Source organism: Streptococcus sp. HMSC34B10 (genome assembly GCF_001839505.1).
GTDB classification, from domain to species: Bacteria; Bacillota; Bacilli; order Lactobacillales; family Streptococcaceae; genus Streptococcus; species Streptococcus peroris.
The window spans coordinates 247,882-260,621 of the sequence record NZ_KV841556.1; the positions used below are offsets into that span (position 1 = coordinate 247,882).

Here is a 12,740-nt window from a genome sequence, read left to right on the forward strand (position 1 = left end):
TTGATATAAGGAGATTATGATGACAAAGAAACAACTTCATCTTGTGATTGTAACAGGGATGAGTGGTGCAGGGAAAACTGTAGCCATTCAATCCTTTGAAGATTTAGGATATTTTACCATTGATAATATGCCACCAGCTCTCTTGCCAAAGTTTTTGCAGTTGGTAGAGACCAAAGATGACGACCACAAGTTAGCCCTAGTGGTGGATATGCGAAGCCGCTCTTTCTTCTCAGAGATTCAGGCTGTCTTGGATGAATTGGAAAATCAAGATGATTTGGACTTCAAGATTCTCTTTTTGGATGCAGCTGATAAGGAATTGGTGGCACGCTATAAGGAAACTAGAAGAAGTCACCCTCTTGCAGCAGATGGTCGTATCTTGGACGGTATCAAGCTGGAACGCGAACTCTTGGCTCCTTTGAAAAATATGAGTCAAAATGTGGTTGATACAACAGAGTTAACTCCTCGTGAACTTCGCAAGACTATTGCAGAGCAATTTTCGGACCAAGAACAAACTCAGTCTTTCCGTATCGAGGTCATGTCTTTTGGGTTTAAATACGGCATTCCGATTGATGCAGATTTGGTATTTGATGTCCGTTTCTTGCCAAACCCTTACTATCTGCCAGAACTTCGCAATCAGACAGGTGAAGACCAGGCAGTTTATGACTATGTCATGAACCATGAGGAATCTGAAGATTTCTACCGTCATTTGTTAGCCTTGGTTGAACCAATCCTACCAGGCTATAAAAAAGAGGGCAAATCAGTCTTAACTATTGCGATTGGTTGTACTGGTGGCCAACACCGAAGTGTTGCTTTTGCCAAGCGTTTAGCAACTGACCTATCTAAAAGTTGGCCTGTAAATGAAAGTCATCGTGATAAAGACCGGAGAAAGGAAACGGTAAACCGTTCATGAGAAAACCAAAGATTACAGTGATTGGTGGTGGAACCGGGATCCCAGTTATTTTAAAAAGTTTACGGGAAAAGGATGTCGACATTGCAGCCATTGTAACTGTTGCTGATGATGGAGGTTCTTCAGGTGAATTGCGTAAGAATATTCAACAGTTGACACCTCCAGGGGATTTACGTAATGTCCTTGTGGCCATGTCAGATATGCCAAAATTCTATGAAAAGGTCATTCAATACCGTTTTTCAGAGGATGCAGGTGCTTTTGCTGGTCATCCATTAGGAAACATTATCATAGCTGGATTATCTGAAATGCAGGGTTCGACCTATAATGCCATGCAATTGCTGAGTAAATTTTTCCATACAACCGGAAAGATTTTTCCATCAAGCGACCATCCTTTGACACTCCATGCCGTCTTCAAAGATGGATCAGAAGTAGCTGGGGAAAGTCACATTGCAGACCATCCAGGAATGATTGATCATGTCTATGTTACCAATACTCTGGATGATGCAAAGCCACAGGCTAGTCGTCGAGTTGTTAATACCATTCTCGAGAGCGATATGATTGTCTTGGGCCCAGGTTCGCTCTTTACATCAATCTTACCTAATATTGTCATTGAAGAGATTGGTCAGGCACTTCTAGAGACCAAGGCAGAAATTGCCTATGTTTGCAATATCATGACCCAGCGTGGTGAGACAGAGCATTTTTCAGACAGCGATCACGTAGAAGTCTTGCATCGCCATTTGGGTCGCCCCTTTATCGATACCGTGCTTGTTAATATTGAAAAGGTTCCGAGGGATTATATGGATACCAACCGTTTTGATGAGTATTTGGTTCAGGTTGACCATGATTTTGAAGGTTTGCGTAAGCAAGTCCCACGTGTCATTTCATCCAACTTTCTACGCTTGGAAAATGGGGGAGCCTTTCACGATGGTGATTTAATCGTAGATGAGCTCATGCGAATCATACAGGTGAGAAAATGAGTTTTACAGTAGCAGTAAAAGAAGAAATTTTAAGGCAGCGTCATCTGAGTCGTTATGAATTGTCAGCTATTATCAAGATGTCGGGTAGTATTGGTTTATCGAGCTCTGGTTTGACCTTGTCCGTCATTACAGAAAATGCTAAGTTGGCTCGTCATCTCTATGAATCATTCTTGCACTTTTACGGCATCAAGTCTGAGATTCGTCACCACCAGAGAAGTAATCTTAGAAAAAATCGTGTCTATACTGTTTTTACAGATGAGCGAGTCCAGGAATTACTGGCAGATTTGCGTTTGGCGGACTCTTTCTTTGGTTTGGAGACTGGGATTGATCCAGAGATTTTAGGAGATGAGGAAGCAGGTCGTGCCTATCTCTGTGGGGCATTTTTAGCAAATGGGAGCATTAGAGATCCCGAGTCAGGCAAATATCAGTTGGAAATTAGTTCGGTTTATGTAGACCACGCCCAAGGGATTGCTTCGCTCTTGCAGCAGTTCTTGCTAGATGCAAAGGTTATCGAACGAAAAAAGGGCGCGGTGACCTATCTTCAGCGAGCGGAAGATATTATGGATTTCCTGATTTTAGTGGGAGCCATGGAGGCGAGAGATACTTTTGAAGGCGTCAAGATTCTCCGAGAAACTCGGAATGATCTCAATCGTGCTAATAATGCAGAGACAGCTAATATCGCTCGTACGGTTTCTGCGAGCATGAAAACCATCAACAATATCAGTAAAATCATTGATACCGTAGGTCTAGATAGCCTACCAGTAGATTTGCAAGAAGTAGCGCATTTGCGTATCCAACATCCGGACTACTCTATCCAGCAATTGGCAGACAGTTTGACAAATCCACTCAGCAAAAGTGGTGTCAATCATAGATTGCGAAAGATCAACAAAATTGCCGATGAACTTTAAAACCACGAATCCTAGGATTCGTGGTTTTTTCTTATAAACTTGTTGAGTGTTTTGGTTGTACTTTTTGTTGAGGGTCTATGTAGTTAATGGCATTGTTGACAGCAGTTGGTGCTTCACCAAGACCTGTTGCAATCAAGTCAATCTTACCTTCATAGTAGCAGCAGTCACCGATAGCGTAAATTCCAGCCTGGCTTGTCTCTTGCTTGCTGTTGACGATAATTTTATGGCGATTCAGTTCTAATCCCCAATTTTTTAGATTACCGACAGAAGATTTGAAACCATAGTTGACAAAGAGATGATCCAGTTCAATGATTTCAGTTTCATCGGATTTGACTTTTGTAATTTCAAGCTTGTTTAAAGTTTTTCCATCTCCAAGAAGTTGGCTTGGCACAAATGGTGTTTTGATACTTACAGATGATTCTTGTAAAGCTTGTACACTATGTTCAAGGGCACGGAAGTTATCTCGACGGTGAACAAGTGTAGTAGGGGCAATTTTTTCAAAAGCTAAGGCCCAGTCCACGGCAGAATCTCCACCACCAAGAATAGTTACTTTCTGTCCTGCATATTGTTGAATGTTAGAAACGTGATAGTGGATATTTTCATAACCTTCAACACCTTCCAGTTCAAGTGAACGCGGTTTAAAAGCACCACCTCCCATAGCGATAATGACAGTTTTACTAGTATGATTTCCTTTAGTAGTTGTAATCTTAAAAACACCATCTTCTTTTTCAATTTCAAGAACGGTTTCGTTGAGGTAAATTGGGGTATCAAAACTATCGAGTTGCTCGATTAAACGGTTTGTCAACTCTTCTCCTGTTAGATTTGGGAAACCTGGAACATCGAGAATTTGTTTTTCAGGATATAGGATAGCAGGTTGACCGCCTAGTTGAGGGAGAGAATCAATGATTTGTACCTTTGCTTGACGAAGGTGAGCGTAAAAGGCTGCGAAAAGACCAACAGGTCCACCACCTACAATGGTGATATCATATAGTTCAGACATGGCTTCTCCTTAATTCATTTCTACCTTTTTATTCTATCATATTTTCTAGCAATTTAAAATCAAGTAGGGGAAGAAAAATTTCATAGAAAATGGTATAATGAAAAGAAGCATGTTTTATGGAGAGGAGTCTCGGGATGAATTTTCAGCAATTATCGAATCTTCAATATTGGTCTAGTTTATTTTCCAGTCCTTGGAGTATTGTGATAAATTTGATTGATATTCTAATCGTTACCTATATCTTATATCAATTTACAAAATCTATTGCAGGAACCAAGATTATGATTTTGGTTCGGGGCGTTTTAGTTTTTATTTTAGCTCAGATAGCAGCTAACTTTTTAGGGCTAACAACTATTTCTTGGTTGATTAATCAGTTAATTACATATGGAGTGATTGCAGCGGTTGTTATTTTCTCTCCAGAAATTCGGACAGGTTTGGAACGATTAGGTCGAGCAACTGATTTCTTCTCCACTACGCCAATGAGTTCAGAAGAACAGATGATACAGGCTTTTGTCAAATCGGTTGAGTATATGAGCCCTCGTAAAATTGGAGCGTTAGTGTCTGTCGAGCGTGTAAGAACACTGCAGGAGTACATCGTAACAGGAATTCCTTTGGACGCCAAGATTTCTGCCGAGCTATTGATTAATATCTTTATCCCGAATACTCCTCTTCATGACGGTGCAGTTATTATCAGTGGAGATCGGATAGCCGTAACCTCCGCCTATCTGCCACTGACTGAAAATACAGGGATTTCTAAAGAATTCGGGACTCGTCACCGTGCAGCCATTGGGCTATCCGAAGTTTCGGATGCCTTTACCTTCGTTGTATCAGAAGAGACAGGTGGCATTTCCATTACCTACAATGGTGTCTTTAAACATGATTTGAGTTTGGAAGAATTCGAGGATGAGTTACGTCGCATCCTGATACCAGTGGATTCACCAGAGCCAACGTTAAGAGAACGTATATTAGGAGGATGGAAAAATGAAAAGAAATAGTCTTTATATTATCTCCTCTTTCCTATTTGCATGCCTACTATTTGTCTATGCAACATCAATCAATTATCAAAATAATAATAGTGCTAGATCAACTAAAACAGAAACCTATACAAATACAGTAGTTAATGTACCAATTGATATTCAGTATGATAGTAACCAGTATTTCATAAGTGGTTTTAGTTCAGAAGTAACAGTATTTTTAACGGGTTCAAATCGGGTAGCCTTGGCCAGTGAAATGCAGGAAAGTACTCGTAAATTTAAAGTCAAAGCAGATTTGACGCAGGCTACAGAAGGAACGGTTGAAGTTCCTTTGACGATTGAAAATCTGCCGAGTGGTTTGACAGCTGTAGTATCACCACAAAAGATTAAAATAAAAATTGGTAAGAAGGTTACTAAAGATAATGTACCAGTTGTTCCTCAAATTGACTCTAGTCAAATTGATGAGCGAATTTTAATCGACCGTATTACTGTTTCCGATGGACGAGTTTCAGTAACCAGTGATACAGATACTCTATCTAAAATTGATCGCATTGTTGCAGTTTTACCAACCAGCGAAAAAATAAATGGAAATTATTCAGGCACAGTACCTCTACAAGCTGTGGATAAAAATGGGGCAGTTTTGCCAACAGTCATTACTCCTTTTGAAACCACTATGAAAGTAGTAACGAAACAAGTCAGATCAACAAATAGTACAACGACAACAAGTAATGCTTCGTCTACTGAGAACTCATCAACGACAGAAACGAAGCCTGATACTTCAAAGCAACATTAAACTAGAAAAGGAATAGTAAAATGGGTAAATATTTTGGAACAGATGGAGTCCGTGGAGAAGCAAACGTAGAATTAACGCCGGAATTGGCCTTTAAACTAGGGCGTTTCGGAGGTTATGTTCTTAGTCAACATGAGACGGAAGTACCTAAGGTTTTTGTTGGACGAGACACACGTATTTCAGGGGAAATGTTAGAGTCGGCTCTCATTGCTGGTCTTCTTTCAGTTGGGATTCACGTATATAAACTTGGTGTTCTTGCCACACCAGCGGTAGCTTACTTGGTAAAAACTGAGGGAGCAAGTGCTGGGGTTATGATTTCAGCTAGCCACAATCCAGCCCTTGATAATGGGATTAAATTCTTTGGTGGAGATGGTTTTAAACTGGACGATGATAAGGAAGCTGAAATAGAAGCTTTGCTTGATGCGAGTGAGGATACTCTTCCGCGCCCAAGCGCAGAAGGTCTAGGTACAGTTGTCGATTATCCAGAAGGATTACGCAAGTACGAAGCATACCTTGTTTCGACTGGAACATCTCTTGAAGGAATGAAGGTGATCTTGGATACTGCAAATGGTGCTGCTTCAACAAGTGCCCGCCAAATCTTTGCAGATTTAGGTGCTCAATTGACAGTTATCGGAGAAACACCAGATGGACTGAACATCAACTTCAATGTTGGTTCAACTCATCCTGAAACTCTGCAGGAACTTGTAAAAGAAAGTCAGTCTGCTGTTGGTTTGGCATTTGATGGTGACAGTGACCGTCTGATTGCAGTTGATGAAAACGGCGAAATTGTTGACGGTGATAAGATTATGTATATCATCGGGAAATACCTTTCAGAAAAAGGTCAATTAGCGCACAACACCATCGTAACAACAGTCATGTCTAATCTTGGTTTCCATAAAGCCTTGGATCGTGAAGGAATTAATAAAGTTGTTACTGCTGTTGGAGACCGTTATGTAGTTGAAGAAATGAGGAAATCTGGCTATAATCTTGGAGGAGAACAGTCAGGTCACGTTATCTTGATGGACTATAATACAACAGGGGATGGTCAGTTATCAGCAGTTCAATTGACTAAAATCATGCAAGAAACGGGTAAGAGCTTATCTCAGTTGGCTTCAGAAGTGACTATTTACCCACAAAAATTGGTCAATATCCGTGTGGAAAACAACATGAAAGAAAAAGCCATGGAAGTGCCAGCTATCAAGGAAATCATTGAAAAGATGGAAGAAGAAATGGCTGGCAACGGACGTATTTTAGTTCGTCCAAGTGGAACTGAACCACTCTTACGTGTCATGGCTGAGGCTCCAACAACTGAAGAGGTAGACTACTATGTTGATACCATTGCAGAAGTTGTGAAAGAAGAGATTGGGATCTAGGAAAGTTAGCAGAAAATAGGAAAATATGTTACAATGTCAAAGTAAATTGTAACCATGGAGAATGTGATGAATTTAAAACGTGAACAAGAATTTGTAAGTCAGTATCACTTTGATGCACGTAACTTTGAATGGGAAAATGAAAACGGAGTTCCTGAAACGAAAATTGACGTTAATTTTCAATTAATCCAACATGATCGAGAAAAGCAAGTGACTTCAATGGTCGTTGTTTTAACTTTTATGATTGTTTTTGATAAATTTGTTATCAGTGGAACGATTTCTCAAGTGAATCATGTAGAAGGGCGTATTGTCGAACAACCTTCTGACTTGAAACAAGAAGAAGTGGAACAACTTGGCCGTCCATGTTTGAATATGCTTAATCGTTTGACTTATGAAGTGACGGAAATTGCACTGGATTTACCAGGAATTAATTTGGAGTTTTAAAAAATGAAATTAGCGGTCATAACAGACTCATCTGCTTTTCTACAAGCGGAAACCTTGCGGAAAGAAGATTTATTTGTGCTAGACATTCCTGTGAATATCGACGGACAGGAGTATGTTGAAGGTGTAAATCTAACCGCTCAAGAATTTTATGAAAAAATGGCTCGTTCATCTGAGCTACCTAAAACAAGTCAACCAAGCATTGCTAAGTTGGATGAAATTTTATCGTCATTAAAAGAAAAAGGATATACCCATGTTTTGGGACTCTTCCTTTCTTCTGGAATCTCAGGATTCCACCAGAATATCCAGTATATGACGGATGAGTTTGAAGGTCTAACAATTGCTTTTCCTGATACTCGTATTACAAGTGCTCCTCTAGGGTTTATGGTGGAAAGTGTTTTTCAATGGGTTGAGTTGGGAAATGACTTCGAAACTATCTTAGCAAAATTAACAGAACAGATTGAGAACACTTCTGCCTTTATCATGGTAGATGATCTCAATCACCTTGTTAAAGGTGGTCGCTTATCAAATGGGGCAGCTATTTTAGGGAATCTTCTTAGTATTAAACCAATCTTATACTTCAATGACCAAGGTGTGATTGAAGTATATGAGAAAGTTCGTACAGAAAAGAAAGCAACCAAACGCTTGGTCGAAATTGTCAAAGAAGCAACAAGTAACGGAAACTACCGGATTACAGTGATTCATGGGAATGCCTCTCAAAAAGCAGCAGATTTGCGTCAGCTTTTGTTAGATAGTGGAGTAGCTACAGACATTTCGATTGCAACCTTCGGTAGTGTCATTGGGACTCACCTTGGAGAAGGAAGTATTGCTTTGGGTTATACCCCAATCGTCTAGCTTGTTCTTACAGGCTTTGTATCTTAGATAGGAGTAGAGATGAGTATAAGAGTCATTATTGCAGGTTTTAAGGGAAGAATGGGACAAGCTGCTTGTCAGATGGTCCTAGGTGATCCAGCACTTGATTTAGTTGCTGTTTTAGATCCTTTCGCTCAGGAAACTGAATGGCAGGGGATTCCTGTATTTAAAGATAAGACAGATTTAATTGGTTTTGATGCCGATGTCTGGGTAGATTTTACAACTCCTGCAGTTGCCTATGAAAATACCCACTTTGCTTTAGAGCAAGGTTTTGCTCCTGTTGTTGGGACAACAGGATTTACTAGTGAGCAAATAACCGAGTTGACAAACTTTTCTCGCGATAAAAATCTGGGAGGGTTGATAGCCCCAAACTTTGCTTTAGGTGCTGTCTTACTCATGCAATTTGCGGCACAGGCGGCTAAATACTTCCCAAATGTGGAAATTATTGAACTGCACCATGACAAGAAAAAAGATGCTCCTAGTGGAACAGCCATCAAGACTGCTGAGTTAATGGCTGAAGTTCGTGAGCCTATTCAACAAGGTGCAAGCGATGAGGAAGAACTCATTGCAGGTGCACGTGGAGCTAATTTTGATGGTATGCGAATCCATTCGGTCCGTTTACCTGGTTTGGTAGCCCATCAGGAAGTCATTTTTGGAAATCAAGGAGAAGGTTTGACTCTGCGTCATGACTCCTATGATCGTAGCTCCTTCATGACAGGAGTGAATTTGGGAATCAAAGAAGTTGTCAAGCGTCATGAGCTTGTCTATGGATTAGAACACTTATTATGAGATTAACACAAATGCCTTCTGAATTTCAGAAGGCTTTACCAGTATTAGAAAAAATTAAAGAAGCGGGTTTTGAGGCTTATTTTGTTGGTGGATCTGTTAGAGATGCACTCCTCAATCGTCCTATCCACGATGTGGACATTGCGACCTCTTCCTATCCTGAAGAAACCAAACAGATTTTTTCAAGAACGGTTGATATTGGTATCGAACACGGAACAGTTTTAGTCTTAGAAGGTGAAGAAGAGTATGAAGTGACAACCTTTCGGACAGAAGATGTTTATGTAGATTATCGTAGGCCTAGTGCAGTTTCTTTTGTTCGCTCGCTAGAAGAAGATCTCAAGCGTCGCGATTTTACAGTTAATGCCTTTGCTTTAGATGAGACAGGTGAAATCGTTGATTTATTTGATGGTCTAAAAGATTTAGAAAATCAAATATTGCGTGCAGTGGGTGTCGCTAGTGAACGTTTCAACGAAGACGCTCTACGCATCATGCGTGGATTTCGTTTCCAGGCCAGTCTTGGTTTTGAACTGGAGACAGAAACCTTTAAAGCGATGAAGGTCTTAACGCCGCTCTTAGAAAAAATATCGATCGAGCGTACTTTTGTTGAATTTGATAAACTTCTACTAGCTCCTTATTGGCGAGTAGGTTTATCTTCTATGATTGAGAGTCAAGCTTATGATTATCTTCCAGATATGGCTGGTAGTCAGGACAAGCTCCAGTCATTATTTGATTTAGAAGATAATTTCACTTTTGAATCTTCTGAACAAGCCTGGGCAGCACTTTTGTGGGCTTTAGAAGTGGAAGATGCTCAACAATTTTTGAAACATTGGAAAACTTCACGTCAATTTGCTAAGCAGGTACAGGATTTGCTAACTATTTTGTCTCTTCGTGAGGGAGGAGCATTGAGTAAACGTGATTGCTATCAATTCAATCTTGACTCGCTCTTGCAGGCTGAAAATCTCCGCAGAGCTCAAGGAAAGGAAATCAATCCACAAGCCATCATAGAAACCTACGAGAGCTTGACCATTCATGATAAGAAAGAGATGCAAATCAATGGTGGAATACTGATTAAGGAATACGGCTATCAGCCAGGTCCTGAATTGGGAGATGTGTTAGATGAAATTGAGTACGCTATTGTAGACGGAGTGTTGAAAAATGACCGTCAAGCCATCCATGACTACCTAAGGGGGAGAAAATGAGTGATTTTATCGTTGAAAAACTAAGTAAATCCGTTGGTGATAAGACTGTCTTTAAGGATATTTCCTTTATCATTCATACCTTGGATAGAATCGGTCTTATCGGTGTCAACGGAACCGGGAAAACAACCCTTTTAGATGTTCTTTCTGGTGTTTCAGGTTTTGATGGTGACGTAAGCCCTTTTTCAGCAAAAAACGATTATAAGATTGGCTACCTGACTCAGGACCCAGATTTTGATGATAGCAAGACTGTTTTGGATACTGTTCTATCAAGTGATTTGAAGGAAATCCAATTGATCCGTGAATACGAACTGATTATGCTTAACTATAATGAGGATAAGCAGTCACGTTTGGAACGTGTCATGGCGGAGATGGATTCTCTCCAAGCTTGGGAAATTGAGAGTCAGGTCAAAACAGTTCTCAGCAAGCTCGGCATTCAGGATTTAACAGCTCCAGTTGGAACTTTGTCTGGCGGTCTCCGTAGACGGGTTCAATTGGCACAAGTACTTCTGGGTAACCATGATCTTTTATTATTGGATGAGCCAACCAACCACTTAGACATAGCAACTATTGAGTGGCTAACCCTCTTTTTGAAAAATTCCAAGAAAACGGTTCTCTTTATCACCCATGACCGTTACTTCCTAGATGCTCTTTCTACGCGCATTTTTGAGTTGGATCGTGCAGGCTTGACAGAATATCAAGGAAATTACCAAGACTATGTTCGTCTCAAAGCAGAACAGGATGAGCGCGATGCAGCACTTCTTCATAAGAAAAAGCAACTCTATAAGCAAGAGTTGGACTGGATGCGCAGGCAACCACAAGCGCGTGCGACCAAGCAACAAGCTCGTATCAATCGATTCCATGATTTGAAAAAGGAAGTTTCAGACACGACTGCTGATACAGACTTGGCCATGAACTTTGAGACCAGTCGTATCGGTAAAAAGGTTATCGAGTTCAAGGATGTTTCCTTTGCCTATGACGACAAACCGATTCTGCAACATTTTAACCTTTTGGTGCAAGCTAAAGACCGTATTGGAATCGTTGGGGATAATGGTGTTGGGAAGTCAACCCTTCTCAATCTCATTGCAGGGATACTGAAACCAACTGAGGGCCAAGTTATCATTGGTGAAACAGTTCGCATCGCCTATTTCTCTCAGCAAATTGAGGGATTAGATGAAAGCAAGCGAGTTATTAATTACCTGCAGGAAGTGGCAGAAGAGGTTAAGACTAGCGGTGGTACTACGACATCTATTGCAGAATTACTAGAACAGTTCCTCTTTCCACGTTCAATGCATGGTACCTTGATTGAGAAACTGTCTGGTGGAGAGAAGAAACGTCTTTACCTTCTCAAACTACTCCTAGAAAAGCCCAATGTTCTTCTCTTGGACGAGCCGACCAATGACCTAGACATTGCGACCTTGACGGTCTTGGAGAATTTCTTGCAAGGTTTTGCTGGGCCTGTTTTAACAGTCAGTCACGACCGTTATTTTCTTGATAAGGTAGCGACTAAGATTCTTGCCTTTGAGAATGAGACTATTCGTCCTTTCTTTGGCCATTATACCGACTACTTAGATGAAAAGGCCTTTGAAGCAGAAGCTGCAAGTCAAGTCCAAAAGGCTGACAAGGAAAAAGTCGCCAAAGTCCGTGAAGAAAAGAAACGGATGACTTACCAAGAAAAGCAGGAGTGGGCAAGCATTGAAGGAGATATCGAAGTCTTGGAAAATCGTATCACGGCCATTGAAGAAGAGATGCAGGCTAATGGTTCTGACTTTGGTAAATTAGCTACACTTCAAAAAGAGCTAGATGAGAAGAATGAAACCTTGCTTGAAAAATATGAACGCTATGAATATTTAAGTGAGTTGGTATAATGGAAGAAACAATTATTAAATGGAGTGGTAAGAAAGTCATCTGGAATACCGTTTTCGTTCTCGTTTACGGCATTTTTCTCTTATGGATATTACTTTTTATAGTGACGCATTTAGTGCAAGTCTCTATCTTAATGGTTATCTTGCTACTTTTAATGATTCTGTTAATCTTAACTGTTGGATGTATCGTTTACCAACGCATTCAAATTTTGCGTTCAGATAGAGAATATCTGAGATGCACAGTTAAGGGATTCTTCTATAAGCCAAACCCTTATAAAGCAAGTAAATTTTACGACTGGAAAGATGTAGAAGAATTCGCTTTTCGGAGAATTTCAGGAGGAAGAAGATCGAGGGATTTTTATCGGATTGAGGTGTCTTTTTATGACAAAGACCTCGTAAAAATAAAATCTTTATGGACTCACTTGCGAAATAAATTTACAACTGTTAAACCTTCTATAGACTTGATAATTCCCATCTATTTGCTTGATGTAAGACTACCAGAGAGAGTATTTGAAACGATGACATACTATGAGCGAGAGTGGCGCATCGAACAAAATCGCGGACGAAATCAAAGCTCGAAAAGCAAAAAGAAGTAAAGATTTCATTGAGAGAGTGAACCGCCGAAATTAATGAAGGACTGAGGGGCTTTGGAACGA

13 protein-coding genes are annotated in these 12,740 nt (G+C 40.3%); 12 read left to right on the forward strand and 1 reads right to left on the reverse strand.

What is annotated here, in order from left to right:
• Window positions 1-19: 19 nt before the first annotated feature.
• Genes rapZ through whiA form a run of 3 tightly spaced genes read left to right on the forward strand, consistent with a single transcriptional unit; the run spans window position 20 to window position 2,792 of the window.
• On the forward strand, window positions 20-910 hold the full coding sequence (gene rapZ / locus HMPREF3237_RS06810) for an RNase adapter RapZ (RefSeq protein ID WP_070889283.1): 891 nt from the start codon (window positions 20-22) through the stop codon (window positions 908-910).
• Window positions 907-1,884: a YvcK family protein gene (locus tag HMPREF3237_RS06815; protein ID WP_070889284.1), complete on the forward strand. Its 978-nt coding sequence runs from the start codon at window positions 907-909 to the stop codon at window positions 1,882-1,884. The genes rapZ and HMPREF3237_RS06815 overlap by 4 nt, the downstream gene beginning before the upstream one ends.
• Entirely contained in the window at window positions 1,881-2,792 is a 912-nt protein-coding gene (gene whiA, locus HMPREF3237_RS06820; RefSeq protein WP_070889285.1) for a DNA-binding protein WhiA, read from the forward strand. Before HMPREF3237_RS06815 ends, whiA begins: the two co-directional genes overlap by 4 nt.
• A gap of 31 nt (window positions 2,793-2,823) precedes the next feature.
• On the opposite strand, the gene HMPREF3237_RS06825 is transcribed toward whiA, so the two are convergent.
• A complete protein-coding gene (locus HMPREF3237_RS06825; RefSeq protein WP_070889286.1) occupies window positions 2,824-3,792 on the reverse strand; it encodes an NAD(P)/FAD-dependent oxidoreductase in 969 nt (322 codons plus the stop codon).
• 134 nt (window positions 3,793-3,926) lie between these two features.
• Here HMPREF3237_RS06825 and cdaA point away from each other — a divergent pair, with 134 nt between their 5' ends.
• The 9 genes from cdaA to HMPREF3237_RS06870 all read left to right on the forward strand — a co-directional run bounded on the left by cdaA (window position 3,927) and on the right by HMPREF3237_RS06870 (window position 12,680).
• A complete protein-coding gene (gene cdaA / locus HMPREF3237_RS06830; RefSeq protein WP_070889287.1) occupies window positions 3,927-4,784 on the forward strand; it encodes a diadenylate cyclase CdaA in 858 nt (285 codons plus the stop codon).
• Window positions 4,771-5,556 (forward strand): CdaR family protein, encoded by a 786-nt coding sequence (locus HMPREF3237_RS06835; protein WP_070889288.1) that lies wholly within the window; start codon window positions 4,771-4,773, stop codon window positions 5,554-5,556. Before cdaA ends, HMPREF3237_RS06835 begins: the two co-directional genes overlap by 14 nt.
• Window positions 5,557-5,576: 20 nt before the next feature.
• Window positions 5,577-6,926 carry a phosphoglucosamine mutase gene (gene glmM, locus HMPREF3237_RS06840; RefSeq protein WP_070889289.1) on the forward strand — a complete coding sequence of 450 codons (1,350 nt, stop codon included), beginning with the start codon at window positions 5,577-5,579 and terminating at the stop codon, window positions 6,924-6,926.
• 66 nt (window positions 6,927-6,992) lie between these two features.
• Window positions 6,993-7,367: a DUF1149 family protein gene (locus HMPREF3237_RS06845; RefSeq protein WP_025168627.1), complete on the forward strand. Its 375-nt coding sequence runs from the start codon at window positions 6,993-6,995 to the stop codon at window positions 7,365-7,367.
• A gap of 3 nt (window positions 7,368-7,370) precedes the next feature.
• Entirely contained in the window at window positions 7,371-8,219 is an 849-nt protein-coding gene (locus tag HMPREF3237_RS06850) for a DegV family protein (protein ID WP_070889290.1), read from the forward strand.
• A gap of 39 nt (window positions 8,220-8,258) precedes the next feature.
• Window positions 8,259-9,026, forward strand: coding sequence for a 4-hydroxy-tetrahydrodipicolinate reductase (gene dapB, locus HMPREF3237_RS06855; protein ID WP_006145166.1), 768 nt, complete (start codon window positions 8,259-8,261; stop codon window positions 9,024-9,026).
• Window positions 9,023-10,222: a CCA tRNA nucleotidyltransferase gene (locus HMPREF3237_RS06860; protein ID WP_083327689.1), complete on the forward strand. Its 1,200-nt coding sequence runs from the start codon at window positions 9,023-9,025 to the stop codon at window positions 10,220-10,222. The genes dapB and HMPREF3237_RS06860 overlap by 4 nt, the downstream gene beginning before the upstream one ends.
• Window positions 10,219-12,087, forward strand: a complete 1,869-nt coding sequence (locus HMPREF3237_RS06865; protein WP_070889292.1) for an ABC-F family ATP-binding cassette domain-containing protein — start codon at window positions 10,219-10,221, stop codon at window positions 12,085-12,087. The genes HMPREF3237_RS06860 and HMPREF3237_RS06865 overlap by 4 nt, the downstream gene beginning before the upstream one ends.
• Window positions 12,087-12,680 carry a hypothetical protein gene (locus HMPREF3237_RS06870; protein ID WP_070889293.1) on the forward strand — a complete coding sequence of 198 codons (594 nt, stop codon included), beginning with the start codon at window positions 12,087-12,089 and terminating at the stop codon, window positions 12,678-12,680. Before HMPREF3237_RS06865 ends, HMPREF3237_RS06870 begins: the two co-directional genes overlap by 1 nt.
• The last annotated feature ends 60 nt before the right edge of the window (window positions 12,681-12,740 follow it).

Coding starts and splice junctions, on each gene's coding strand:
- cdaA (WP_070889287.1), top strand. CDS start 3,927: ATGAATTTTCAGCAATTATCGAATCTTCAATATTGGTCTAGTTTATTT.
- HMPREF3237_RS06865 (WP_070889292.1), top strand. CDS start 10,219: ATGAGTGATTTTATCGTTGAAAAACTAAGTAAATCCGTTGGTGATAAG.
- HMPREF3237_RS06850 (WP_070889290.1), top strand. CDS start 7,371: ATGAAATTAGCGGTCATAACAGACTCATCTGCTTTTCTACAAGCGGAA.
- glmM (WP_070889289.1), top strand. CDS start 5,577: ATGGGTAAATATTTTGGAACAGATGGAGTCCGTGGAGAAGCAAACGTA.
- whiA (WP_070889285.1), top strand. CDS start 1,881: ATGAGTTTTACAGTAGCAGTAAAAGAAGAAATTTTAAGGCAGCGTCAT.
- HMPREF3237_RS06815 (WP_070889284.1), top strand. CDS start 907: ATGAGAAAACCAAAGATTACAGTGATTGGTGGTGGAACCGGGATCCCA.
- HMPREF3237_RS06860 (WP_083327689.1), top strand. CDS start 9,023: ATGAGATTAACACAAATGCCTTCTGAATTTCAGAAGGCTTTACCAGTA.
- HMPREF3237_RS06835 (WP_070889288.1), top strand. CDS start 4,771: ATGAAAAGAAATAGTCTTTATATTATCTCCTCTTTCCTATTTGCATGC.
- HMPREF3237_RS06845 (WP_025168627.1), top strand. CDS start 6,993: ATGAATTTAAAACGTGAACAAGAATTTGTAAGTCAGTATCACTTTGAT.
- HMPREF3237_RS06825 (WP_070889286.1), bottom strand. CDS start 3,792: ATGTCTGAACTATATGATATCACCATTGTAGGTGGTGGACCTGTTGGT.
- dapB (WP_006145166.1), top strand. CDS start 8,259: ATGAGTATAAGAGTCATTATTGCAGGTTTTAAGGGAAGAATGGGACAA.
- HMPREF3237_RS06870 (WP_070889293.1), top strand. CDS start 12,087: ATGGAAGAAACAATTATTAAATGGAGTGGTAAGAAAGTCATCTGGAAT.
- rapZ (WP_070889283.1), top strand. CDS start 20: ATGACAAAGAAACAACTTCATCTTGTGATTGTAACAGGGATGAGTGGT.